The organism is Streptomyces sp. NBC_01689 (genome assembly GCF_036250675.1).
GTDB lineage: Bacteria > Actinomycetota > Actinomycetes > Streptomycetales > Streptomycetaceae > Streptomyces.
Map to the genome: position 1 here is coordinate 8,154,749 of NZ_CP109592.1, position 21,142 is coordinate 8,175,890.

The following is a 21,142-nucleotide window of genomic DNA, read 5'->3' on the forward strand; positions in this document are numbered from 1 at the left end:
TCGCAGGACGGGCGACGGGGCTGGCTGCCGAAGAGTGACGCTGTGACAGGTCGCTGAGAAGTTCGCGGTACCAGCGGTACGCAGGTGATTGATCAGAGGGAAAGAATGGAGGGGCGGAGCGCCATCAGGATCGCCCGGGCGTGAGTGTAGATCCCGGGTACCGCAGGACATCGATAGTGAGGTGGTCTCCGGTCGAGCAACCGCGATCCTCGCACACGCTCTCGTTCCGTGTGAGCTGGTGCGGACTCAGAAGGCCGGCGCAGTATCAGGGCCGGTAGATGGTGTAGCAGTTCCTTCGGGGCCCTGGCGCGCATAGTGCCAGGGCCCCTCCACGCGTTCCATGAGAGAGGTGCAATGACAGCAGATGACCCGTTCGGGCGTCTCGATGACGACGACTACCCGGCCTACACGATGGGCCGGGCCGCCGAGTTGCTCGGCACCACCCAGGGCTTCCTCCGTGCCATCGGCGAAGCCCGCCTGATCACTCCGCTGCGCTCCCCGGGCGGGCACCGCCGCTACTCCCGCTACCAGCTGCGCATCGCCGCCCGCGCCCGGGAACTCGTCGATCAGGGCACACCGATCGAGGCCGCCTGCCGCATCGTCATCCTCGAAGACCAGCTCGAGGAAGCGCAGCGCATCAACGCCGAATTCCGCCGCGCCGTCGGATCAGTGAACCCAACAGCCGCCGCCTGAGGCGGCCAGGACGTGCAATTCCCGCAGGGCTTCACTGCCGGTCACCCTCGCGGGTCGCCCCGCGACGCACAGTGTGGTGGGCAGCTTCGCCTTTTACGCCCCGGAGCTGGAGTGATCGGACGCAAGCAGGTCGCTTCCCGCCTGGTGTGTGCACAGCTGGGGCGTTTATGGCAGTTTTCTACATGGCTGTCGATAGCGGTCGTGAGGGCCAAGTCGATGCAGTCCCTCCGTGTCCTTCGGGTGTGGTGGTTGAGGCTGCTTCCCGCAGGGACGGATCCGGTTATGTGGTGGCCGTGGTGAGGGTGATGTCCGCGGTGATGCGCTTGCCGAGGGGCGTCTGCTCGACGGTTAGGGTCTGGGCGAGTGCTCTGACGATCTCCAGGCCGTGCTGGCCGATGCGTTCGGGGTCGTGGGGCCTGGCGGCCGGTACGACGGGGTTGCTGTCGCAGAGTTCGACTCGGACCGCGACATCGGTGACCCGCAGACGCAAAAGGGCCGGTCCCGGCGCGTACTTGCGGGCGTTGGTGACAAGTTCGCTGACGATCAGCTGGACGATCTCGACCGTGGCGGTCACCACCGGGATGCCGTGGTTCTCTCGCGCCGTCGTCAGGAAAACCGATGCCAGATGGCGGGCCTGGGCTATGCGGGAGCCGTCGCTGTTCAGCGCGAGCGACGCCTCCAGCAGCGAGGCCGCCCCGCCGTCGGCCTCACTTGTCACGTCCATCCGTGACCGCTTCCCTCTCCCCGCCCGCTCCCCACGTTTAGGGCCGGGTACCCCGCCTTAAACGTTACCCTCCAGCACGGTTACACGGAGGCAGCGCCTCCATAGGGTCCAGCACTTCCCCCGCCCCCTTCGGGGACACGCGTCAGACAAAGCGCGAGACGGCCGGGCAGGACGCCCGGCCTGTGATCAACCAGGCAACCGCCAAAGGCATCCGCGTCTTGGCGTTGAGCGGCGAAGCCGACGCCGACAACGTCCACTCGTGCGGCAGGCCCTCCGCGTAGACGGAACCGGGGTTTCGCGGACGCTTATCGACCTCAGTGAGTTCGCCCTCATGGACGCCGGCGCCATCAATGTCCTGGCCGCCGCGCAACGCGATGCAGTGTCCGCCGACGGCTGGACCGGGCTGGCGTCCTTGAGGGCAGCGGTTCAGCGGGTCGTTGAAATCGTTGGTCTCGACACGGTCGTTCCCTGCCACCCCACGCTTCGTCAAGCCCTTACTTCCTGACGCCAGGCAACGGCGGCCCGCTCCCGGTCAGTGGTCGGACTCTCGCCGCAGGTCGTCACGAGTGCGGGGCACCCGTCGGGCAGACGGCGAACGAACACCGAATTGTCAGCTCGGAGGTCAGCTGCCATGTCCGGGGGAGCGGAGCCTTTATGCCCGCGGCACTGCCGGAGGTCATAGCGCCCTGACGGCCCTGATAGCGGCTGACGACTCCGCTCCTTTTCGGGAACGTTGCCCTGCGAGTGAGTCAATATCTGTGTTCGCGAGGTGAGGGTTTGACGGACGGTGTAGTGAGAGTTTTTGCCGCAACGAGTGGAGTGGAATTACTTAACCGGCGCGGACCGTTGCGGCGTGCTACTGTCCATCTCAGTTGCAGTTGTGGTTCCCGAACTTCAAGTGCTCCCACTCGGCTCCTGTCGGGGAGGGCGCTTTGTATTTCCGGTCATTTTCCGGCGGGGTCATCATCGCGGCGACACGGTGTTCACAAAGTGCGGACGCCGGTGCACTGCCCCGAAGGAGATATGGCATGGCTGCTGGTACCGTGAAGTGGTTCAACGCGGAAAAGGGTTTCGGCTTCATCGAGCAGGACGGTGGCGGCGCTGACGTGTTCGCCCACTTCTCGAACATCGCCGCCCAGGGCTTCCGTGAGCTGCTCGAAGGCCAGAAGGTGAACTTCGACATCGCGCAGGGCCAGAAGGGCCTGACGGCCGAGAACATCGTTCCGGCCTGACAGACTTGTAGCTGGGGCCCGCATCCCTCGGGGTGCGGGCCCCAGCTGCAGCCATTTCCCGCGGCGGGTTCACCCGCGGGACGGCCCGGAGGAATCCGCAGTCTCACCACACGCGGCTCCTCCCTCGGGATGCAGGCACATCCTGAAGAGCTACACCGCAGTCGGCGCCCGGATTCGCGTCCCCACCGCGTCACCTATTTCGGCATTTAGGCCCACGCGCATTTCCCGTCGGCTGCATTTTCTTTGGCATCGGTCCATACTTGTAATTCCGTGCTGCTCATCGCTTGCGGGAATTCCTTGATATGTGCCACATCGAGGAAGGTTCCGCATGAACCGCACACGTACGAACGACCGCTCCGCCCGCACCCGTAAGGGCGGTGCCGACGCGGGGAAGGGCGGCAGTCGCTTCGGCTCGCCGGCGCCGCGCCGTTCCGGCGGTCCGGCCCGTTCCGGCGGTTACGGCCGTCGGTCCGCCGCAGTGCAGGGGGAGTTCGCCCTCCCCAAGACGCTCACCCCCGCGTTGCCTGCCGTTGAGGCCTTCGCCGATCTCGGCATGCCCGAACAGCTGCTGGCCGAACTCGGCAAGCAGGGCGTGACCGCGCCGTTCCCGATCCAGGGCACGACGCTGCCGAACTCCCTGGCAGGCCGTGACGTCCTGGGCCGCGGGCGCACCGGTTCCGGCAAGACCCTCGCCTTCGGCCTCGCCCTGCTCGCTCGCACCGCGGGACAGCGTGCTGAGCCCCGCCAGCCGCTGGGTCTGATCCTCGTACCGACGCGTGAGCTGGCGCAGCAGGTGACCGACGCGCTCACTCCCTACGCCCGATCCGTCAGGCTGCGGCTGGCCACGGTGGTGGGTGGGATGTCGATCGGCAAGCAGGCCGGCGCGCTGCGAGGCGGAGCCGAGATCGTCGTCGCGACCCCTGGCCGGCTCAAGGACCTCATCGACCGTGGCGACTGCCGGCTGGACCAGGTGGGCGTCACGGTGCTGGACGAGGCCGACCAGATGGCCGACATGGGATTCATGCCGCAGGTCACCGCGCTGCTCGACCAGGTGCGTCCGGAGGGGCAACGGATGCTGTTCTCCGCCACCTTGGACCGTAACGTCGACCTGCTGGTGCGCCGCTATCTGACCGACCCCGTCGTGCATTCGGTCGACCCCTCGGCCGGTGCGGTCACGACGATGGAACACCACGTCCTGCACGTCCACGGCGCTGACAAGCACGCCGCCACGACCGAGATCGCCGCTCGCGACGGTCGGGTGATCATGTTCCTGGACACCAAGCACGCCGTCGACCGGCTGACCCAGGACCTCCTCAACAGCGGGGTACGGGCCGCCGCGCTGCACGGCGGCAAGTCGCAGCCGCAGCGCACCCGTACGCTGGCGCAGTTCAGGACGGGCCACGTCAGCGTGCTGGTGGCGACCAACGTCGCGGCGCGCGGCATCCACGTCGACAACCTCGACCTCGTCGTCAACGTCGACCCGCCGACCGACCACAAAGACTACCTCCACCGCGGCGGACGCACCGCCCGCGCCGGCGAGTCCGGCAGCGTCGTCACCCTGGTCACACCGAACCAGCGCCGCGACATGGTCCGCCTCATGTCGGACGCCGGGATCCGGCCGCAGACCACCCAGATCCACTCGGGTGACGAGGCCCTGCACAGGATCACCGGCGCCCAGGCCCCCACCGGGATCCCGGTCGTCATCACCGCACCGGTGGCCGAACGCCCCAAGCGCAGCGCGACCTCCCGAGGCCGGCGCCGCCCCTCTTCGACGACCCGGCGCGCGCATGTACGCCAGTCCGTCTTCGATGCGGCTGCCTAGAAACTTCGTGATCAGGAAGCTGACCCATCTCTGCAGGAGGCACCTTTTGACGCTGGTTCAGATGCAGCCCCGCCCGGCGAGCGCCGGCCCCGTGCACAGGACGGTGGTTGAGGTCATGGACGCGGCCGGACCACAGGTCTGTGACGACATGAGTGTCGAGGTCGCGCTGTCCGTCATGGCAGCCGCCCGCACGGGCCGGCTGGTCGTCTGCGACCAGGACGGCCAGTGCACCGGACTGGTCACCCGGACAGAACTCACCGCCATCCGTGACGGTTCCGCTTACACGGACCGCGTCCGCCTGCGGGACGTCCTCGGCGATACCGGGTCGTTCGCCTCACCCGTGACCACGATGGCCGAAGCCGAGCACGCGATGCGCTCCCGCCGGCTCGGTGCCCTGCCGGTGGTCGACGGGCAGGGCAGCGCCCTGGGCGTCCTCGCCCTCTCCCGCTGAGCCGAGCCGCCTCACCCCGGTCGGACCGTTCTCCCCTTCTCCCTGCTGTTTCTCCCTGTGAGGCCACATGCGCTGCGTCATCGCCCGCTTCCCCTTCGAGCTCACCAAGACCGGCGTGCTGGAATCGATGAAGGGCATCAAGCCCGAACCGGTCGCCGGTGAATCGGTGATCATCGGCCGCCGTCATTACCCCGTCAAGCAAGTCGGTCAGGTCATCACCCGCCAGGACCGCCGTGACTTCAGCGCCGGCGAAGTCCTCCGGGCCATGACTCAGCTCGGCTTCACCTGCCGCACCCTCCCCAAGGTCGCACCCGTGCGCATCCTCAGCTCGCTCCAGCAGGCTTCCGCGATGCTCGGCACTCCTGTGTCCGTCTGACCGAGGGGACGGGCAACGAGGCGATGCTCGGACAGGCGGTGTGGGCCAGGTCGGCGCGCGCCGACCTGGCCCACACCGCTTGCGACGGGTTCCCGTGGCAGTGGTTGCTCAGTTGTCGGAATAGCTGAAGTCGCCCATGGTCCAGGCGCTGACGTCGTTGATCGCCACCCGGTACATCCCGCCTGTCTCCGGGATCCCGACCGTGCCCTGCAGGATCCGGGCGACATGGAAGTGCAGATGAGTGGGGGGCCCGTCCTTCTTCGCGGGGGAGTCGAAGACGGCGGAGAACTCTCCCAAGCGGGCGGAATCCGTCAGCACATCCGACACCCTCTGCCTCCACACTGCTTCGGGAGCCAGCCGGCCGGTGATGACAGCACCACCGGTGACCACGGTCAGGGACATCTGGTTGCTCTGCCCGGACTCCACCAGGGTGGCGACGTCAACGAGCAGTTCGTCAGGCTTCGACATAGGGCAGATTATATTTACTGGCCATCCTGCCTCTGACGGGTGGCGACAGCGCGGGCGGAGGGCGTTCACGGGCGTGGCGCTGATGACCGGGGTGACCGCGGTGGCGCGTGCGAGGCGGTCAAAGATGCTCAGCCGAACCCCCGGTGCTGCCGCATTCAGGTCAGGGGCGCGCCGGTGGTGGACGATCTGGGGGTTTATGGCCCGCTGCGCGACTGCCGGTGCCTTCGGCCAGGTCCGGGCCGCGCTGATCGGGAGGATCGGCCGAGAGGCGGACGGAGGGCCAATGCGGTCGCCACGATAATCGACTCACAGCCAGCCACAGTGGCGTCGAGCGTCGGGGAAAGGATCAGCGACCGCAAGCACATCTCGTAGTCGACATCCGCGGGGTCTGCCGCTGTTGGTGATGGTCGCCAAACTCCCTGCGGGTGTCCCAACTGGTCAGCGTCGAAGAGCGGGGCAGATCGTGAATGAGCAGGCCGGGAGCTGGAGCTTCCTCACCAACCACGCCCGCGTGCTGATCGTCATTGCCCGCGACCCTGCCAGCCGCGTTCGCGAGGTCGCTGCGGCCTGCCACATCACCGAACGCACCGCTCAGAGCATCGTCAAGGACCTCGAAGAGGCCGGCTACATGCGCCGCGAGCGCAGCGGACGGCGCACGCGCTACACCCTCTGCCTGGGCGGCACCCTCCGACACCCAGCCGAGGCGCACGTGCCCGTCCGGGGGCTGCTGGAGCTCTTCACCCCTCAGGCCGGCGAACGCTGAAGCCTGGGCCCGCCCCCTGGCGCACTGCGCAGCTGTCAGTACCGCACACCACTGGTGCGTCTCTGTCAGCCGTGGGCCGTATGACAAACACCCCTCATCACACGCTCGTCCAAGCGTCGAGGAAGGCCTTCCGTCCAGCTCGATCGTCCGACCTGTGGTCTGCGTGCAGGACGCGCCAGGCGGTGAGCTCGAGATCTCGCAGCCACAGTTCTCCGATGACCTGTGTCTTGAGGTCGGGAAAGTGGTCGGACTCGGCGAGGGCTTGACCGATCACCTCCCCGGCTGCGACGCGCTGGGGCGGCGTCATCTGATCGACGGCCGACAGGATTTGTCGGGCCAGGGCGGTTCCTTCTCCTGTCAGGGAACGCAGCACCAGAGCCTTGATGTTGGCGGGTAGCAGATACGCGGTGCCCGAGGTCCTCCACAGCTCCGCCCAGAAGCGTTCTCCTGCCTTGGTGGGGGCAGGGAGTGCGGCCAGCAGCCCGAGGAGATGGCCGGTGGCCGCATAGCCGTCGGAGTGGGCGGCTGCGACGACTGCGATGCCGGCGACGCGCTCCACATCAAGATGGCCCGCTTCGAGATGCGGAGCCAGGCCCAATTGGTGTTCCACCTGGTGTGCGAGGGGGGCGGATACGTGGGGGCGGACCTCAGGAAGCATCGGCGATCCTTGCGCGTAGGGGGCCCAATGCCCGTTCGGAAGTCCTGATCGTTCCCACGAGCAGCCGATCTACTCGGCTTCGGCGGCCCCAATTGACGTCCGGATCAACGAGGTCGGCGTTCAAACGGTTGCGGAGCACACACCGACGACGTGGGCGTGGTTGTCGCGACCGGACTCCTGGAGTGCCGTCCGGGCCTTGTCTTCCAGCATGGCCCCATGATCACCGGTGACGCCCAGGACCCCGAGGGAGGACGAGAAGCTGTGTCCCGCGACGCCGCAGAAACCGCGGAACCTGGGGGCCGCTCGGCGAGGCTCTCCTGCGACGTCTCGACCACGCCAACATCTTCCTCATCATCGCCGGCACCTGCACGCCCCTGGCCGTGCTCCTCCTCTCGCCGGACCAGCGGTCCGTGCTGCTGTGGGTCGTGTGGGCGGGCGCATTGGCCGGCATCGTGTTCCGGGTCCTGTGGGTCGGAGCGCCGCGCTGGCTGTACACCCCGTGCTACCTGGCACTGGGGTGGGCACCAGTGCGCTACCTGCCCGACTTCCTGCACACCGGCGGAGCAGCCGTACTCACCCTGATCGTGGTCGGCGGTCTCCTCTACAGCGCGGGCGCGGTCGTCGTGGTGGCGAAGGGCCTGTTCTACCTGTTGGTCACCGGCCCGCAAGTTGGCTGCTCTAAAGGGTGTGACGCTCCGAAGGCAGGTAAGGAGGAACGGCGTGGTCGTTCTGGTCGCAGACTCGGTCCTGATCGGCCTGCGCCTGGGCCGCCGCCGCAGGCACCTTCCCCGGTGACGCGGTCAGCCGGGCAGCCGGGGAAGCGGCCCCGGGCCGCCCGCCCGGGGACCGGGCGTCGCGCGGTGTCGGAGAAGTCGTCGAGCATCGCCCAGGAGTGTTCCGCCCCGTCCGCGACGAGTCGGAGGCGTCGGTGACGTCGGCGCCGGTGTCGGCGTCCCGCTCGGAGTGGCCGACGCCGTGCCGGTCCAGGCACATGACCGTCACGCTCACCTCGTCCTGCAGGTGGCCGTGAATGGCGCCGACGATCGCCGCGATGAGGGCGCGGGCGGCCCTGCGGGGGTGAAGCGCCCGGGGCGCACGATCAGGTCCGACAGACCGACGCTGCCTGCGTCGCGCTCCAGCATGCCGTCGGTCACCATCGCCCGTTCAACCTGGAAGTCACCCAAGAGGCGACCTACGTCACGAACCAGGGAGCGGGCACCCTCACGGTCATCGACCCGACATCCCGCACAGTCGTCGCGACGGTCTCCCTCGGCACCAGCCCCTACGGCATCGCGGTGAGCTGAACCCGCAACGCACCACCGGACCGTGCGCGTCCCCGTCGAGGACGCCGGTGCCCGGGGCCTGAACGTCCGGCCGGCTCATGCGACGGACACACGGTGCCCACGCCGGACGTCTCCTTGCCAGGCAGGACCCGGGTTGTCGGCGGAACATGGACAAGGGGGGACAGGGAAGGGGATGGCAGCCGCCCTGCTCACGCACCGCGCGGGCGGCCACGTGACCGTCTCCTCCGCCGGGACTCTCCCGGCCGCCGACGTCGAGCCGGTCGTCGTGCAGGTGCTGACCGAGGCCGGTGTGGACATGGCCGTGGCGTTCCCCAAGCCGCTGACCATCGAGGTCGCGCAGGCCGCGGACGTCGTCATCACGATGGGCTGCGGGGGTGCCTGTCCCGTGCCGGCGGGGGCTGGGCTCGGGGTCTTCGGCGCCCGGCTCTGGCAGCGGTTCACATCGCCCTCCGGCAGGGCAACCAGCACAGGCAGGGGCCCGACGGCCCATGCAGAGGCACGAGGACGCGCCAGTGCGATGTCCCGCACAGCACGGGCCATGCCCCGGTCCTCCCGGCCGGGGCCTGTTGCACCTGCGCGTGCGCTCCATGTCTCAGCACTGGCTCCAGAGTCGCAGTCGGTGTCAGACGGGGAGTGTCAGCCGGAAGGTGGTGTGCCCTGGGCTGCTGGTGACGGTGACGGTTCCGCCGTGGGCGGTTATGACGGCGTGGACGATGGCGAGGCCGAGGCCGGTGCTTCCCGTGCTGCGGGAGCGGGCGTGGTCAGCCCGGACGAAGCGTCCGAAGATGTCCGGCTGAAGCGCTTGGGGGATGCCTGGGCCGTTGTCGCTCACGCTCACGATGACACTCGTCTGATGGGCGGTGAGCCTGATGGTCACCTCGGTGCCGGGCGGGGTGTGGGTACGGGCGTTGGCCAGGACGTTGCCGATGACCTGCTGGAGCCGGTGGGCATCGCCTGTGACGGTGATGGGCTCTTCGGGGAGTTCGAGGAGCCAGCGGTGGTCGGGTCCTGCGGCGCGGGCGTCGTCCGTGGCGTTCAGGATCAGCAGGGTCAGATCGACCGCCGAGTGTTGGAGGCTGCGTCCGGCGTCCAGTCGTGCGAGGAGGAGCAGGTCGTCGACGATGCGGGTCATGCGTTGAGACTCGCCGTCGATGCGTTCCAGAGCGTGTCGGACCTCGCCGGGAACGGGGCCGTGGTGTCGCAGGGCGAGTTCGGCGTGGCCCCTGATGTTGGCGACAGGGGTGCGCAGTTCGTGGCTGGCGTCGGCTGCAAACTGCCGGAGTCTCTCCTCGCCGGCCTGACGCCGGGTGAGCGCGTCCTCGACGTGGCCGAGCATGTGGTTGACCGCTGTGCCGACCCGGCCGACTTCGGTGCGGGAGTCTGTGTCCGCGAGCGGCCCGGGCATGGCGATCTCGCCGCTGGCGAGCGGCAGACTGGCCACCTCGGCTGCCCGGGCGGCGACCCGTTGGAGGGGGCGCAGAGAGATCCGTACCCACACGGCTGCGGAGATGCCGGTGATCACGAGGGCAGTGCCGAACAGAACGGATTCGACCGCTTCGAGGCGGTGCACCGTCTCTTCCACAGGGTGCAGGGGCAGACCGGTGATCAGGATGTCCTGGTCGTCGCCGTGGACAGCCGTGACGCGGTAGGCGCCCAGGGTGGAGAGGCGGATGCTGTGTCCGCGGCCGTCGGCGGGGATCCCGGCCAGGGCGTGGCGATCCTCGGGGGTCAGGCGGAGAGGTCGGTCGGCGGCGTCGTCGACGACGGCGGCCTGGGTGACGGTGCCGTCGAGCAGCCGGGCACCGAAGGTCGATTTGGCCGTGCCCCTGGTATCGGGGCGGTTGTCGGCGTCGGGCTCGGCTTCGTGTTCGAGGCTGGCGGCGAACCGGCCGCCCGAGGTGGTGAGCTGTTCGTCCAGGCGCCCCATCAGGAAGCCGCGCAGCGCGAGGGCGGTAATGATGCCGACAGCCAGACAGGCGAGGGCGAGGAGTGCGACAAGTCCGGCGGTGAGCTGGCCGTACAGGGTGCGGGGCGGCAGGCGTCTCATGGGGATTCCGGCTTGAGGACGTAGCCGACGCCACGCACGGTATGGATCATGGGGATGCGTCCGGCGTCGATCTTCTTGCGCAGGTAGCTGATGTACAGCTCGACGACGTGGGCGCGGCCGCCGAAGTCGTAAGCCCAGACCCGGTCGAGGATCTGGTCCTTGGACAGCACCCGGCGCGGGTTGCGCATGAGGAACCGCAGGAGCTCGAACTCGGTCCGGGACAGGGCGACGGTGACCCCGCCGCGTCTGACCTCCCGGGCTTCCTCGTCCATGACGAGGTCGCCGACGGTGATCCGGCTCGTGCCCGGATCGGCGGTCATTCCGGCTCGCCGGAGCAGACCGCGCAGCCGGGCCAGGACTTCTTCCAGGCTGTAGGGCTTGGTGACGTAGTCGTCACCACCGGCGGTGATGCCGGCGATGCGGTCCTCGACGGAGTCGCGGGCGGTCAGGAACAGCACACACACGCTGGGGGCCTCGCGTCTGAGGCCGCGCAGCACCTGCAGGCCGTCGAGGTCGGGCAGCATCCAGTCCAGGACCACCGCATCGGGCCGGAAATCACGGGCGGTCGTGAGTGCGGTCGCACCGTCCCCGGCGGTGCGGACCTGCCAGCCCTCCCCGGTCACGACCCCGGCGAGGACGTCGAGAACGTCGGGTTCGTCGTCGACGACGAGGATCCGCACGGGTTCTCCGTCGGGGCGGTGCAGAAGCGGTGTCGTACGCGGCTCGTCCATGGTTCCTTCAGCATCCCCCGTCGCGGACGGCTGATCGGTGAGCCAAGGCTCTGAGTTTCTTCTGAATCGACGCCGAGGGCGGCCCGGAGGCGGTTTCAGAAGGTACGCAGAGGTTGGGCTGTGAGGCTGGCCGCCCATCACCGGAAGCGGGTCCCCTCCCGCAGGAGCCGCAGTGACCACGATGTTCACCACCACCACACATGCGAGCCGCGGGATGCGCCACCGGCGCCCGCGGCGCAGTGCCGTGCCCTTCTTGGCCCCGCTGCTGATCTGGGCCGGCGCCGCCGGAGTGGTGGCCCTGTGGTGGAGCGACACGGCCACGGTGGTCGGCCCGGCGGGGTGGCTCACCGGCGCAGGGCGCATCACCGGGCTCCTGGCCGGCTACGCCTGTGCGGTGCTGCTGGCCCTTATGGCCCGCGTGCCGCTCCTCGACCACACCATCGGAACGGATCGTCTCGCACGCTGGCACGCTTTCGGCGGCCGCTGCACGATCTCGCTGGCCCTCGCCCACGCCCTGCTGATCATCTGGGGCTACTCACTGACGTCACACACGAACTTGGTCAGTCAGACCTCCACGCTCGTCCTGCATTACCCCGACCTCCTCAAGGGCACGGCCGGCTTCCTGCTGTTCCTGGCCACCGGAGTCCTCTCGGCCCGCGCGGCCCGCCGCAGGATGAGTTACGAGACCTGGCACTACCTGCACTTCGCCACCTACCTGGCCGTCTTCCTCACGTTCGGCCACCAGCTCTCCAACGGTGCCGACTTCGTCGGCAACCGCTCCGCACAGATCGCCTGGTACACGCTCTTTCTCGGCGTCACGGCGCTGGTCGCGTGGTACCGGTTCACCGTGCCACTGCGGCGCGGGCTGCGGCACCGCCTGCGCGTCACCGCAGTCCATCCCGAGGCCCCGGGCATCGTCTCCGTTCACCTCACCGGTGAGCATCTCGATGAACTGGGCGGTGAACCAGGGCAGTTCCTGCGCTGGCGTTTCATGAGCCGCGGGCTGTGGTGGACCGCGAATCCCTACTCCCTCTCCGCACCCGCGCACCCCAGTCATCTGCGCATCACGGTCAAGGCCGCCGGTGGTCACAGCGCCGCGCTCGGCCGCCTCACACCGGGCACCCGGGTGTGGGCGGAAGGACCGTACGGTGGCTTCACCGCGAACCGCCGCAGCGCTTTCAAGATTCTGCTCATGGCCGGCGGCGTCGGTATCACGCCTTTGCGGGCACTCTTCGAGACGCTGCCGGGCCAGGTGACCCTTGTCTACCGGGCCCGCCGCACAGAGGACCTCGCTCTGCGCGCTGAGATCGACGCGATCGCCGCCCGCCGACGGGCCACCGTGCACTACGTACTCGACGAACCAGGCGCAGGCTCGGCCCATTTCACCCCCCAGGGCCTTGCGGCCCTGGTCCCGGACCTCGCCGCACACGACGTATACCTCTGCGGCCCACCCGGAATGACGCAGTCCGCCATTCAGGCCCTGCGTGACGCGGGCGTCCCGGCACGGCGCATCCACCACGAGTCGTTCGCGTTCTGAGGAGACCCCCATGCGCCGAGCCGTCCTCGCCAGCACCGGGATCAGCGCCCTGATCGTCACGCTGCTCGCCCTCAAACCCCACCAGTTCCCCACCCTCGCCGGCGGCGTCACGCGCACGCCCACGACCTCGCCATCCCCGCACACCCCGACGGACACTTCGTCGGGCGCACCCGCGGGAACCGGTACGTTCACCGGGGATCCCGTCGACACCCGGTACGGAACCGTGCAGGTCGCCGCCACCCTCAGGGCGGGGAAGATCACCGCTGTCAAGGTGCTGCAGGCACCGAACCAGAACGGCCGAGACCAGCAGATCGCCGCCTACGCGCTGCCCCGTCTCACCCAGGAGGCGATCGACGCGCAGGGCGCGCACGTCGACGCCGTCTCCGGCGCCAGTTACACCAGCCAGGGCTACATCCAGTCCCTGCAGAGTGCCCTGGACCAGGCCCATGTCTGACACCGTCATCGGACTACGCCACGTCGAGCATGTGATGGGCACCGTCTTCTCCTTCGACATCCGGGACGAACCCACCGTCGCCATCCGCGATGCCCTCGCCGAGGCCGTTCGGCAACTCCACCACGTTGATGCCGTGTTCTCCACCTACCGGCCCGACAGCCACATCAGCCGCCTCGAACGCGGCGAGATCAGCCTTCACGACTGCCCTCCCGAAGTCCACGAAGTGCTGTCCCTCTGCGCGCAGGCCACCCACGACAGTGCCGGATGGTTCAGCGTCACCCCGGACGGTGTCCTCGATCCGTCGGGGCTCGTCAAGGGCTGGGCCACCGAAGCCGCGTCCCAATTGCTCCACGAAGCCGGCGCGCACCACACGTGCGTCAACGGCGGCGGCGACCTTCAGCTCCGCGGCCAGCCGGCCAACGGCACTCCGTGGCGCATCGGCATCGCCCACCCGCTGCGCCGCAGTGAACTGGTCACCGTCATCACCGGCCGTGACCTGGCTGTTGCCACCTCGGGCACCGCCGAACGCGGCGCCCACATCCTCGATCCACACGACAGCACACGCGCCACCGCGTTCGCGTCCCTCACCGTCATCGGCCCACGCCTGACCACAACTGACGCTTACGCCACCGCGGCGTTCGCCAGGGGCGAGGGCGCACGGGACTGGGTGGAATCACTGGACGGCTACGAGGCGCTCGCAGTTCTGCCCGACGGCCGCATGTGGCAGACCTCAGGATTCAGCCGACATGGATCCTGAAGCTGCACCAGGCCACATCCTCTTCCGCAGGGAACGGGCGCCTCCCCATAGCGGCCACGGCTTGCTCCCGAAGCCCGGCGCACGACCACCTACCCCCTGTCCAGCGTTGAACACCCCCCGAAGGAGCCCCCTGTGGGACTCGACCTGATCAACGGCGTCCCCGCGCACGTCCTGTTCGTGCACGTCGTCGTGGTCCTGATACCCCTCACCGCTCTGGCGCTCGTCCTGTGCGCCGTCTGGCCCTCGGTCATGCGCCGTTTCGGTCTCGCCCTCCCGGTCCTCGCTCTGGTCTCCCTGGTCAGCGTGCCGCTGACGACAGACGCCGGCGAGTGGCTGGAGCGCCACGTTGGCAGCAACGCCCTCGTCCGCAAGCACGCCGAACTCGGTGATGAACTGCTCCCCTGGAGCATTGCCCTGTTCCTGGTGGCCGCGGCGGTGTGGTGGACCTACCGCCGCGCCGACAACCGCGCAACTGAGGCGACAGGGCCCACCACCCACAGCAGGGTGGCCACGCCGTTGCGTATCGCAGCCTCGGTTCTCTCCCTCGTCATCGGAGTGGGCGCAGGTGTGCAGGTCTACCGAATCGGTGATTCCGGCGCAAAGGCTGCCTGGCACGACGGCTACTCCGCCACCGCCCATCCCGACCACGGCTGACACACGTTCGCTGAGACGGTCTCCCGGGCAGGAGACCGTCTCAGCGAAGCTGCTTCACATTGCCGGTGGGGGTGGTGGTGTTGGTCTCCAGCGGCCGTGCCCGTCGCGTCCCGGATCGCCCCTTTGAAGTCCTCGACGAGCCCGGCGGGGGCGTAGGCGCTCTCGCTCCTTACGGTGCGGGCGCGTACTCCACCATCTGCTGTCCGCACTCGGCGTCAGCCCCGCCAGGGCCTGGCGTGCGCGGCTGTCGACAGCCAACTGCCAGCGCAGCTTCGCCGCGACCCGGTTCGCGGCATACCTTCAGCATGCGTCCTACGTCACCGGATAGGGCGCATTCGTCGTACCGGCGCCGGCAGCGACCCGCCGACTTTCAGGCTGGGCCACGCGGGTGCATCGCCCTAGGTGTATTGACCCGAAGCGTTGTTCACACGGCTGATCGGTGGGTGGCCGCCGAGTGCGGTGTGGCAGCGGTGGTGGTTGTAGGTGTGCAGAAAGTCTGCCAGGGCCGCGGTCCGCTCGTCGTTGCTCGTGTAGGGCCGCAGGTAGGCCCACTCGTCGAGCAGGGTGCGGTTGAAGCGTTCGACCTTGCCGTTGGTCTGCGGCCGGTAGGCGCGGGTGAGCCTGCCGGCCGCGCCGAGGTCGGCCAGTGCCCCTCGCCAGGCGAAGCTCTCGCGGTAGGGCCAGGCGTTGTCGGTCAGAACCCGCTCGATGCGGTCGATGCCCGATGCGGCGAAGAATGCTGCGGCCCGGCGCAGGTGTCGGCCTTCTCGTCGCCGTGGATCTCGCTGTAGGCCAGGCGGCCGTGGTCGTCGACGGCGGAGTGGACGTGGTCGAAGCCCATGGAGCTGCGGGTGGCGCGGCCGGCCTGGCGGCCCGGCACCTTGTGGCCGCCGCCGTCGGGGATCCCGGCCGAGCTTCTTGACGTCCACGTGGACCAGTTCGCCGGGGCGGTCGCGTTCGTAGCGGCGGATGACCTGGCCGGTGGGCCGGTCCAGCAAGGCCAGGCGGTTCAGGCCGTGCCGGGTGAGGATGCGGTGCACGGTGGAGGCGGGCAGGCCCAGGATGGGGCCGATGCGTGCCGGGCCGAGTTTGCGGTCCTGTCGTAGCCTGCAGACGTGCGCCTCGGTGGCGGCTGCGGTCCGGTGCGGTGTCCTGCGGGGGCGGCTGGAACGGTCGATGAGTCCGCTCTCGCCCTCGGACCGCCAGCGCCGGATCCACTTGTGGGCTGTGGGACGGGAGATGCCCATCTCGGCGGCGGCATGGGCGACGGGACGGCCGGAGCGGACACGCTCGACGAGCAGGCGCCTGCCGTGAACGGTCAGCCGGGCATTACGGTGGGACACGAAGGCCTCCGTGCGGTGAAGATTCGACACCTCCACCACACACGGGGGCCTTCGCCACGATCAAGTCCGACCCGCGTTAACAACGCTCGTGATCAATACATCTAGCGCCGTTTTCCGACTCGCGAGGACCTCCTGTCAGCCGTTCACCAGGCCAAACTCGATGACGCTGCCAGCGCTCTGGACGAGGCCGGACCCGAGACGGCCCCCTTCGCCATCGCCGTCCACCGCTTCGTGGAGAACACCGTCGCCGTCGGCCGACGCTGGCCCGTGGACCTGCGAGTCCTCCTCGCCGAACAGCACTCACCGCAACCGCCACGAAGAACTCACCAACCGCGTCGGTGACCTCGTCGACCGCGGCGTGAGGTCCGGCGCCATCCGATCGGACCTGCCCACGAATTGGGCACGTGACGTCCTGATCACCCTTGTGGACCTCGCAACCCACAACTACGAGGACTTGCCCCCGGGCCCCGGCGCCGACTTGGTCACCGACGCCTTCATCCAGGCCGCCGGCAACAAACCTTGATGCCGCACCTCGCCACGCACTTCTTGCTGAGCTGTAGGCCTGCCAAGCGGCACGACGGCCACCGTGTTGCGACGTGGCAGCGAGGCAGCGTGCCGCTCATCCAGGGCACGGGCGGCATACCCGTTCGCGGGCATGCCGCCGTTGGCGGGCACGCGGTGCGGGCGACCCTCCGGCCCGGGTTTCAGTCGGGAGGACGGCACGGGCCTCTTCGGGATCGATGATCCGGGGGTGGTCGACGCCGCCGTCGGACGCGGGGAGCCGCATGCTGGTGTCGCGGTCGTCGGGCCTGTCCTGTTCCGCGGTGGGTGATGGTGTCAGGTCGCGCCGAGGCCGTTCAGGAGGGTGGCGGCGACAAGATCGGCGGCCTGCGGGGGTTCCAGGTCGGGGAACCGGTGGGCGACGGTGTCGACGAGTTCGTCCAAGATCGTCCGTGCCCAGGCCGCGTCGATGCCTGCTCGCAGGTAGCCCTCGTCTAGCGCGCGGCGGATGAAGGCGTCGAGGCGCGCACTCTGCTCCTCCCGGCGGGCCCGGGCGGCGGGGTCTTTCTGCATCATCAGGCGCATGTCGACCGGCCATTCGCGGCTGACGGGGATGATCCCCTCCAGGTAGCGGTGGAGGGCGACCGGCAGGGGGGACTCGACAAGGCGGGCTTCTTCCAGAACGCGTTCGGCGGAGTCGAGCTTGGCCTGGAAAACGGCGCTGAGCAGGGCTTCAAGGTTTGCGAAGCGGCGGTGGATGGTCGTCCGGTCCACTCCGGCGGCGCCGGCGATGGCCGCCATGGAGGCGCCCGGGTCCTCCGCCAGGAGTCGAGCTCCGGCATGGAGGACGGCAGTCAGATTACGCGCGGCGTCAGCTCTCACGATGCCGCCATTCTACGCGTGGGCTTCACTTGTCTGACTAACATCCCGATGTGAGATGTGACACCAGTGATGACTGCATCATGAGTGTTGCAATTGGGCCAATTTTGTCTACATTGAAGTTGCTGTCCCGTTCGGGGCGGTGAAGCAGGTGACGAAACGAGGCACGCGTCATGGCACGAACCTGGCTGATCACGGGGGGCTCGCAGGGCCTGGGCAGAGCCCTGATGCTCGCGGCCCTGGAGGCCGGCGACAACGTTGTGGTGACTTCCCGCAAGCCGGAGGCGCTGGCTTCCCTGAGGACCGAGCACTCGGACCAGCTGGAAGCGGTGGCGCTGGACGTCACCTCCGCGTTCCAGTCCCGGGGCGTGGTGGCCGCGGCGGTGGAGCGGTTCGGATCAGTTGACGTCGTCGTCAACAACGCTGGCTACGCCACCAGCGGCTCGATCGAGGACTTTCCCGAGGACGAGTTCCGCGCGCAGGTCGATACCAACTTGTACGGCGTGGTCAACATGACCCGGGCGGTCCTTCCCGTCATGCGCCGCCAGCGGTCCGGGCACATCGTGCAGATCTCCTCAATCGGCGGACGTGTGGGTGGTACGCCGGGTCTGAGCGCCTACCAGACCGCGAAGTTCGCCGTCGAGGGGTTCTCCGAGGCATTGGCGAAAGAGGTGGCACCGTTCGGTGTCAAGGTCACCATCGTCGAGCCGGGCGGTATCCGCACCGGCTGGGCCGCGGGTGCCGCGGAGCCTTCCGGTCCCGTGACCCCCGACTACGAGGAGACCGTGGGCCTGTGGCTGGCCCGGTTCGCGGACTACGCCGGCAACGAGCCCGGTGACCCGGACCGCATGGCCCGCGCGATCATCGGCGCCGTGGACGCCGAGGAGCCCCCGCGCCGGCTGCTGCTCGGCAGCGACGCCCTGGGGATCGCGATCAGCTCGGAGGAAGGCCGTCTGGCCGAGGCCAGCAAGTGGGCCGAGGTCAGCCGTTCCACGGACTACCCCACCACCTGACGGCACTGTGCGGGCGCGGCAGCGGGCCGGTCGAAGCACCGGATCCCCGGGCCGCCCGCGCCGACCGACCGCCCCGCCCCGCCGGCCACCGATTCCAGGAGGAGCGAGAAACAATGACCAAGACCTTTCTGATAGCCGGTGCCGCCGGGGGCCTGGGCGGCCGTGTCGTCACGGTGGCGCTCGCCGCCGGCCACAACGTGGTGGCGACCGACCTGGCGCCCGACGCGGTGCCCGTCCCCCAGGAGCACCGTGACCGGCTGCGCGTACGCGCCCTGGACGTGACCGACCCGGCCTCCGCGCGTGACGCGGTCGCCCACGCGGTCGCCGAGTTCGGAGCCGTCGACGTGCTCGTGAACAGCGCCGGCGCCCGAAGTGTCGGCTCGATCGAGGACATGCCCGAGGACGAGTTCCACCGCGATGTGAACGTCAATTTTTTCGGCGCGGTCAACACGGTCCGCGCCGTGCTTCCGGTGATGCGCCCGCGTCGTTCGGGCAGCATCATCAACCTCTCCACCATCGGAGGTCGGCGCAACCAGCCCGGTCTGGGCGCCTACCAGTCGTCGAAGTGGGCGCTGGGCGGGTTCACCGAGATCCTCGCGCGTGAGGTCGGCCCCATCGGGATCCGCGTCACGCTGGTGGAGCCGGGCGGCATCCGCACCCCCTGGGCAGCCGCCCCGATGCCGGTACCGGACATCCACGACGAGTACGAGGAAACAGTCGGCGCCTTCGCTCGAACCTACAACAACAACCCCGACGTGCAGCGTGGTGACCCGACCAAGATGGCCGCCGTGATCCTGCGTCTCACCGAGGAGCCGGCCCCGCCGACGCGGCTTCTTCTGGACTCCGACGCGGCCTGGCTCGCCCCGCAGATCGCCCGGGCACGCGCTGTGGAGGACGCGGAGTGGCATGAGCTCAGCGTGTCCACCGACCGCGACGGACTCGATGATTTCGCCGACTCCGCGGTCGCCCAGATGGTCCGCCCGCCCAAGAAGGGCTGACCGGGAGCGATCCGCCTGCCAGCCCGATCCCGGGCCGCGTCAGCCCCTGCCCGCCTGCCGGCGACATCATCACGACGAACTTCCGCGAGCTGCCGGGCGCACGCCCCAGAGCGTGCGGCCACGGCCAATGGCAGCGTATTCCCCGGCCGCACCCGCAGCTCGTCTGCCTGCGCAGCACCGATCGGGGCGCGCACCAGCGTTGCGCGCCTCCCCATATCCCTCCCCCTTCCTCACCCGACACTGAACTTGAAGGAATGACAGACATGACTGTGCGTGACCGTCTGTATATCGGTGGTTCCTGGGTCGCTCCCAGCGCCCCGGAGCTGACGCTCGACATCCTCTCCCCGCACGACCAGTCGGTGCTCGGCCGCGTGGCGCAGGCCGCACCGGCCGACGTGGACAAGGCCGTCGCCGCGGCCCGCGCCGCCTTCGACCACGGTCCGTGGCCACACACCACGCCGGCAGAACGTCAGGAAGTCGTGCGTCGTTACGACGCGCTGCGTACCGCCCGCGCCGACGAGATCGCCGCGGCGATCTCCGCGGAGAACGGTTCAGCCGGCTGGTTCACCAAGGTCGGCCAGCCCTTCCTGACCCGCCAGGTGAACGCCTACCTCAAAGCGGCCGAGGAGTTCGGCTGGGAAGAGGTCGTCGCGCCGTCCGACCCGTCGGTGGCCTTCGACACCATCGTCCGCCGTGAGGCGATCGGTGTGGTCGCCGCGGTCATACCCTGGAACTCGCCTTTCTCCGCCGCCACCGCCAAGCTGATCCCGGCCCTGCTGGCCGGCAACACCGTCGTGCTGAAGGTCTCCCCGGAGAACTCGCTGAGCATGGCCCTGCTGGCGGACCTCTGGCACGAGGCCGGCCTGCCCGAGGGCGTGCTCAGCGTCCTTCCGGCAGACCGTCAGACCAGCGAGTACCTCGTCTCGCACGCCGGGGTGGACAAGATCTCCTTCACCGGTTCGACGCGGGCCGGCCGCCGTATCGCCTCCATCGCCGGCGAGCAGCTGAAACGGGTGGGTCTGGAGCTGGGCGGCAAGTCTGCCGCACTCATCCTGGACGACGCGGACCTTACGGCCGCTATGCAAGGTCTGCGGTTCGGCTCCCTGGGCAACAACGGCGAGGCGTGCATCCTGCAGACCCGCATCCTGGCACCCCTCAGCCGTTACGAGGAGGTCGTAGCCGCGGTGAAGGAAATGGTCGAGTCGCTGAAGGTCGGCGACCCCTCCGCTCCCGACACCTTCATCGGCCCGATGATCCGCCGCGACCAGCAGCAGCGCGTCATCGACTACATCAACATCGGTATCGAGGACGGCGCGCGCCTGGTGACCGGCGGCCCGCACGTCCCCGAGGGCCTGGAGAAGGGCAACTACGTCACTCCCACCGTGTTCGCCGACGTCGACAACAGCATGCGCATCGCGCAGGAGGAGATCTTCGGCCCGGTCCTGGTCGTCATCGCCTACAACGACGATGACGACGCCGTCCGCATCGCCAACGACTCCCAGTACGGCCTGTCCGGCGGTATCTGGACCTCTGATCCCGACCGCGCCCTGGCCACCGCCCGCCGGCTGCGCACCGGCACCGTCACGCTGAACGGATCGCCGATCAGCTTCGACGGCCCCTTCGGCGGCTACAAGGCCAGCGGCCTCGGCCGTGAGTACGGCAAGGCCGGTCTGACCGGCTACGTCGAGCACAAGTCGATCACCCGCACCCGGTAGTCACACCCCAGCGGGACGGACT

At 68.9% G+C, this 21,142-nt stretch carries 21 protein-coding genes and 4 pseudogenes; 18 read left to right on the forward strand and 7 right to left on the reverse strand.

Annotated elements, in window-relative coordinates:
* Positions 1–354: 354 nt before the first annotated feature.
* The gene (locus OG776_RS35045; protein ID WP_329323116.1) at positions 355–693 is read left to right on the forward strand and encodes a MerR family transcriptional regulator; all 339 of its coding nucleotides are present in this window, start codon (positions 355–357) and stop codon (positions 691–693) included.
* 280 nt (positions 694–973) lie between these two features.
* Here OG776_RS35045 and OG776_RS35050 read toward each other — a convergent pair whose 3' ends face one another.
* Entirely contained in the window at positions 974–1,417 is a 444-nt protein-coding gene (locus OG776_RS35050; RefSeq protein WP_329323117.1) for an ATP-binding protein, read from the reverse strand.
* 331 nt (positions 1,418–1,748) lie between these two features.
* Here OG776_RS35050 and OG776_RS42505 point away from each other — a divergent pair, with 331 nt between their 5' ends.
* The 5 genes from OG776_RS42505 to OG776_RS35075 all read left to right on the forward strand — a co-directional run bounded on the left by OG776_RS42505 (position 1,749) and on the right by OG776_RS35075 (position 5,298).
* Positions 1,749–1,922: a hypothetical protein gene (locus tag OG776_RS42505; protein ID WP_358753813.1), complete on the forward strand. Its 174-nt coding sequence runs from the start codon at positions 1,749–1,751 to the stop codon at positions 1,920–1,922.
* Positions 1,923–2,445: 523 nt separating this feature from the next.
* Complete coding sequence (locus OG776_RS35060) at positions 2,446–2,649, forward strand: cold-shock protein (protein ID WP_067385816.1); 204 nt, start codon at positions 2,446–2,448, stop codon at positions 2,647–2,649.
* A 328-nt stretch (positions 2,650–2,977) separates the two neighbouring features.
* Entirely contained in the window at positions 2,978–4,471 is a 1,494-nt protein-coding gene (locus tag OG776_RS35065; protein WP_329323119.1) for a DEAD/DEAH box helicase, read from the forward strand.
* Positions 4,472–4,517: 46 nt separating this feature from the next.
* Positions 4,518–4,922: a CBS domain-containing protein gene (locus tag OG776_RS35070; protein WP_148008052.1), complete on the forward strand. Its 405-nt coding sequence runs from the start codon at positions 4,518–4,520 to the stop codon at positions 4,920–4,922.
* Positions 4,923–4,989: 67 nt separating this feature from the next.
* The gene (locus tag OG776_RS35075; RefSeq protein WP_148008053.1) at positions 4,990–5,298 is read left to right on the forward strand and encodes an SCO5918 family protein; all 309 of its coding nucleotides are present in this window, start codon (positions 4,990–4,992) and stop codon (positions 5,296–5,298) included.
* A gap of 108 nt (positions 5,299–5,406) precedes the next feature.
* On the opposite strand, the gene OG776_RS35080 is transcribed toward OG776_RS35075, so the two are convergent.
* A complete protein-coding gene (locus OG776_RS35080; RefSeq protein WP_148008054.1) occupies positions 5,407–5,766 on the reverse strand; it encodes a hypothetical protein in 360 nt (119 codons plus the stop codon).
* A gap of 175 nt (positions 5,767–5,941) precedes the next feature.
* Here OG776_RS35080 and OG776_RS42510 point away from each other — a divergent pair.
* Together OG776_RS42510 and OG776_RS35085 are read left to right on the forward strand one after the other, a co-directional pair.
* Positions 5,942–6,175, forward strand: a pseudogene (locus OG776_RS42510) (IS5-like element IS4811 family transposase); the annotation flags it as partial.
* Between the two features lie 54 nt (positions 6,176–6,229).
* Positions 6,230–6,529, forward strand: a complete 300-nt coding sequence (locus OG776_RS35085) for a MarR family transcriptional regulator (protein WP_261994422.1) — start codon at positions 6,230–6,232, stop codon at positions 6,527–6,529.
* Positions 6,530–6,626: 97 nt separating this feature from the next.
* On the opposite strand, the gene OG776_RS35090 is transcribed toward OG776_RS35085, so the two are convergent.
* A complete protein-coding gene (locus tag OG776_RS35090) occupies positions 6,627–7,187 on the reverse strand; it encodes a hypothetical protein (protein ID WP_187285515.1) in 561 nt (186 codons plus the stop codon).
* A 281-nt stretch (positions 7,188–7,468) separates the two neighbouring features.
* Here OG776_RS35090 and trhA point away from each other — a divergent pair.
* The 3 genes and pseudogenes from trhA to OG776_RS35100 all read left to right on the forward strand — a co-directional run.
* Positions 7,469–7,822: pseudogene (trhA, locus tag OG776_RS35095) on the forward strand (PAQR family membrane homeostasis protein TrhA); the annotation flags it as partial.
* Between the two features lie 534 nt (positions 7,823–8,356).
* On the forward strand, positions 8,357–8,491 hold the full coding sequence (locus OG776_RS42515) for a hypothetical protein (protein ID WP_443077389.1): 135 nt from the start codon (positions 8,357–8,359) through the stop codon (positions 8,489–8,491).
* Between the two features lie 172 nt (positions 8,492–8,663).
* A pseudogene (locus OG776_RS35100) lies at positions 8,664–8,849 on the forward strand (arsenate-mycothiol transferase ArsC); the annotation flags it as partial.
* A 264-nt stretch (positions 8,850–9,113) separates the two neighbouring features.
* Here OG776_RS35100 and OG776_RS35105 read toward each other — a convergent pair.
* Positions 9,114–10,538 carry a sensor histidine kinase gene (locus OG776_RS35105; RefSeq protein ID WP_329323120.1) on the reverse strand — a complete coding sequence of 475 codons (1,425 nt, stop codon included), beginning with the start codon at positions 10,536–10,538 and terminating at the stop codon, positions 9,114–9,116.
* Entirely contained in the window at positions 10,535–11,269 is a 735-nt protein-coding gene (locus OG776_RS35110) for a response regulator transcription factor (protein ID WP_148008057.1), read from the reverse strand. The genes OG776_RS35105 and OG776_RS35110 overlap by 4 nt, the downstream gene beginning before the upstream one ends.
* Before the next feature lie 181 nt (positions 11,270–11,450).
* Between OG776_RS35110 and OG776_RS35115 the strand changes: the two genes are divergently transcribed.
* The 4 genes from OG776_RS35115 (at position 11,451) to OG776_RS35130 (ending at position 14,671) form a co-directional block, all read left to right on the forward strand.
* Positions 11,451–12,806, forward strand: coding sequence for a ferredoxin reductase family protein (locus OG776_RS35115; RefSeq protein ID WP_410093154.1), 1,356 nt, complete (start codon positions 11,451–11,453; stop codon positions 12,804–12,806).
* Positions 12,807–12,816: 10 nt separating this feature from the next.
* Positions 12,817–13,260, forward strand: a complete 444-nt coding sequence (locus OG776_RS35120; RefSeq protein WP_329323121.1) for an FMN-binding protein — start codon at positions 12,817–12,819, stop codon at positions 13,258–13,260.
* Positions 13,253–14,017, forward strand: coding sequence for an FAD:protein FMN transferase (locus OG776_RS35125; RefSeq protein ID WP_148008060.1), 765 nt, complete (start codon positions 13,253–13,255; stop codon positions 14,015–14,017). The genes OG776_RS35120 and OG776_RS35125 overlap by 8 nt, the downstream gene beginning before the upstream one ends.
* Before the next feature lie 132 nt (positions 14,018–14,149).
* On the forward strand, positions 14,150–14,671 hold the full coding sequence (locus tag OG776_RS35130) for a DUF2231 domain-containing protein (RefSeq protein ID WP_148008061.1): 522 nt from the start codon (positions 14,150–14,152) through the stop codon (positions 14,669–14,671).
* A 398-nt stretch (positions 14,672–15,069) separates the two neighbouring features.
* Here OG776_RS35130 and OG776_RS35135 read toward each other — a convergent pair.
* Together OG776_RS35135 and OG776_RS35140 are read right to left on the reverse strand one after the other, a co-directional pair.
* Positions 15,070–16,014 (reverse strand): annotated as a pseudogene (locus tag OG776_RS35135) (IS481 family transposase).
* Between the two features lie 837 nt (positions 16,015–16,851).
* Complete coding sequence (locus OG776_RS35140) at positions 16,852–17,397, reverse strand: TetR family transcriptional regulator (RefSeq protein WP_148008062.1); 546 nt, start codon at positions 17,395–17,397, stop codon at positions 16,852–16,854.
* Positions 17,398–17,567: 170 nt separating this feature from the next.
* Here OG776_RS35140 and OG776_RS35145 point away from each other — a divergent pair, with 170 nt between their 5' ends.
* The 3 genes from OG776_RS35145 to OG776_RS35155 all read left to right on the forward strand — a co-directional run bounded on the left by OG776_RS35145 (position 17,568) and on the right by OG776_RS35155 (position 21,120).
* Positions 17,568–18,407, forward strand: a complete 840-nt coding sequence (locus tag OG776_RS35145) for an oxidoreductase (protein WP_148008063.1) — start codon at positions 17,568–17,570, stop codon at positions 18,405–18,407.
* Between the two features lie 113 nt (positions 18,408–18,520).
* Positions 18,521–19,405 (forward strand): SDR family NAD(P)-dependent oxidoreductase, encoded by an 885-nt coding sequence (locus OG776_RS35150; RefSeq protein WP_329326584.1) that lies wholly within the window; start codon positions 18,521–18,523, stop codon positions 19,403–19,405.
* A 263-nt stretch (positions 19,406–19,668) separates the two neighbouring features.
* On the forward strand, positions 19,669–21,120 hold the full coding sequence (locus OG776_RS35155; RefSeq protein ID WP_148008065.1) for an aldehyde dehydrogenase: 1,452 nt from the start codon (positions 19,669–19,671) through the stop codon (positions 21,118–21,120).
* Positions 21,121–21,142 lie beyond the last annotated feature (22 nt).

Excerpts from the sequence above, each read along its gene's own strand:
- OG776_RS35090 (WP_187285515.1), bottom strand. The coding sequence starts at position 7,187 with ATGCTTCCTGAGGTCCGCCCCCACGTATCCGCCCCCCTCGCACACCAG.
- OG776_RS35125 (WP_148008060.1), top strand. The coding sequence starts at position 13,253 with ATGTCTGACACCGTCATCGGACTACGCCACGTCGAGCATGTGATGGGC.
- OG776_RS35075 (WP_148008053.1), top strand. The coding sequence starts at position 4,990 with ATGCGCTGCGTCATCGCCCGCTTCCCCTTCGAGCTCACCAAGACCGGC.
- OG776_RS35110 (WP_148008057.1), bottom strand. The coding sequence starts at position 11,269 with ATGGACGAGCCGCGTACGACACCGCTTCTGCACCGCCCCGACGGAGAA.
- OG776_RS35065 (WP_329323119.1), top strand. The coding sequence starts at position 2,978 with ATGAACCGCACACGTACGAACGACCGCTCCGCCCGCACCCGTAAGGGC.
- OG776_RS35120 (WP_329323121.1), top strand. The coding sequence starts at position 12,817 with ATGCGCCGAGCCGTCCTCGCCAGCACCGGGATCAGCGCCCTGATCGTC.
- OG776_RS35150 (WP_329326584.1), top strand. The coding sequence starts at position 18,521 with ATGACCAAGACCTTTCTGATAGCCGGTGCCGCCGGGGGCCTGGGCGGC.
- OG776_RS35105 (WP_329323120.1), bottom strand. The coding sequence starts at position 10,538 with ATGAGACGCCTGCCGCCCCGCACCCTGTACGGCCAGCTCACCGCCGGA.
- OG776_RS35045 (WP_329323116.1), top strand. The coding sequence starts at position 355 with ATGACAGCAGATGACCCGTTCGGGCGTCTCGATGACGACGACTACCCG.
- OG776_RS35080 (WP_148008054.1), bottom strand. The coding sequence starts at position 5,766 with ATGTCGAAGCCTGACGAACTGCTCGTTGACGTCGCCACCCTGGTGGAG.
- OG776_RS35155 (WP_148008065.1), top strand. The coding sequence starts at position 19,669 with ATGACTGTGCGTGACCGTCTGTATATCGGTGGTTCCTGGGTCGCTCCC.
- OG776_RS35115 (WP_410093154.1), top strand. The coding sequence starts at position 11,451 with ATGTTCACCACCACCACACATGCGAGCCGCGGGATGCGCCACCGGCGC.
- OG776_RS35145 (WP_148008063.1), top strand. The coding sequence starts at position 17,568 with ATGGCACGAACCTGGCTGATCACGGGGGGCTCGCAGGGCCTGGGCAGA.
- OG776_RS42505 (WP_358753813.1), top strand. The coding sequence starts at position 1,749 with ATGGACGCCGGCGCCATCAATGTCCTGGCCGCCGCGCAACGCGATGCA.
- OG776_RS35060 (WP_067385816.1), top strand. The coding sequence starts at position 2,446 with ATGGCTGCTGGTACCGTGAAGTGGTTCAACGCGGAAAAGGGTTTCGGC.
- OG776_RS35050 (WP_329323117.1), bottom strand. The coding sequence starts at position 1,417 with ATGGACGTGACAAGTGAGGCCGACGGCGGGGCGGCCTCGCTGCTGGAG.